Source organism: Collinsella aerofaciens (genome assembly GCF_015554145.1).
In the GTDB taxonomy this organism is placed as follows: domain Bacteria; phylum Actinomycetota; class Coriobacteriia; order Coriobacteriales; family Coriobacteriaceae; genus Collinsella; species Collinsella aerofaciens_AA.
In genome coordinates this window covers 1-1,449 of the sequence record NZ_JADNHZ010000046.1, presented here as the reverse complement: position 1 = coordinate 1,449, position 1,449 = coordinate 1, and the positions used below count along the sequence as shown (strand labels likewise).

Genomic DNA, 1,449 nt, shown 5'->3' with positions numbered 1-1,449 from the left:
TGAACTGCCTCCCATTTCTTGGACATGAGAAATGGGAGGCTTTCTTTATGCGCGTTGATTTGAGAGTGAAGCATGATATCGAGGTCAGGAAGGCGGCCATAGGGCTCTTCGAGCTCGGGCACGGGTATAAATCTGCCGCGATCGCCCTTTCGCTTCCCGTGGAAGCCGTGAGAAGATGGCAGGAGATATACCGCGCATTCGGGAGCGAGGTGCTGCTGCGCATGGACGGAAAGCAGGGCAGGTACACATACGAGCAGAAGGTCGCCGCCGCCTCCGCCGTCGTCGACGGCGGCATGACGAAGACCGAGGCGATGGCGGCGTTCGGCATAATGTCGATGTCGCCGCTCAAGAAGTGGTGCGCGCTATACCGCCGGGGCGGCGCGGAGGCCCTGCGCCCGAGGCCCAAGGGCCGGCCGAGGGGTTCCAAGGCGAGGCCGCGGACCCGCGAGGAGGAGCTCGAGGAGCGGTGCCGTAGGCTCGAGGCCGAGGTGGCCTACCTAAAAAAATTACGCGCCCTGGTCGAGAGGGACGGGCTCTGACCAGGGCGAAGGCCGAAGCGGTCGCGGCCCTGCGCGCCGAGGGGCACGCGCTCGGGCACCTGCTCGCATGCGCCGAGCTCAAGCGGTCGACCTACTACTACGCCCTCGCGCACCCGCCGAGGCCCACGCGCCCCGAGCTCTGGGAGGCGGCCGCCGAGATCTTCTCGCGCACCGCCAACGGCTGCGGGCACCGGCAGATAGCGATGTGCCTCAGGGCGGAAGAGGGGGCCGTGATAGCCGACAAGACCGTGCTCAAGATGATGCGCGAGATGGGGATTCGCTGCGGTATCAGATGCGAGACGGCCTACCACAGGTACAACTCGTACAGGGGCGTCGTCGGCAGGACGTTCGAGAACGTGATCGCGAGGGATTTCGACGCCGGGGCCCCGTGGCGGAAGCTGGGAACGGACGTCACCGAGTTCAAGGTGGCGGGCGGCAAGGCCTACTGGGCCCCGACGCTGGACTTCTGCACCAAGGAGATTGTGGCGAGCGACATATCGACCACGCCCGACATGGCCCAGCAGGTCAGGATGCTCGACGAGCTGCTGTCCAAGATCCCCGAGGGCGCCGCCCCGACCATGCACTCGGACCGGGGCTGGCAGTACCAGCACGCCTCGTACACATCCAGGCTCGAGGCCGCCGGCATCGTCCAGAGCATGTCCAGGAAGGCGAACTGCATCGACAACGCCGCCACCGAGCAGCTCTTCGGCCACGTCAAGGACGAGTTCTACCGGGGCCGCGAGTGGGAGACGTTCGAGGATTTCAAACGCGACCTGGAGGAATACATAGTCCACTGGAACACGAGCCGGAGGCAGGTAAGATTGAAGGGCCTGACCCCGGAGGAGTTCCGGAATCAGGCCCTCGCGGCCTAGTCGCTATTTAGGGCGTCCAAGATTTGGGACGCAGTTCA

The 1,449-nt window shown here is 64.9% G+C and carries 2 protein-coding genes; both read left to right on the top strand.

Annotated features, from left to right (window positions below; translation table 11 throughout):
- Positions 1–539: helix-turn-helix domain-containing protein (locus I2E13_RS10850; protein ID WP_411161264.1), on the top strand; the 539-nt coding region annotated here is incomplete at its 5' end.
- The gene (locus I2E13_RS10845) at positions 506–1,411 is read left to right on the top strand and encodes an IS3 family transposase (RefSeq protein WP_324249390.1); all 906 of its coding nucleotides are present in this window, start codon (positions 506–508) and stop codon (positions 1,409–1,411) included. The genes I2E13_RS10850 and I2E13_RS10845, both read left to right, overlap by 34 nt.
- Positions 1,412–1,449: the final 38 nt, after the last annotated feature.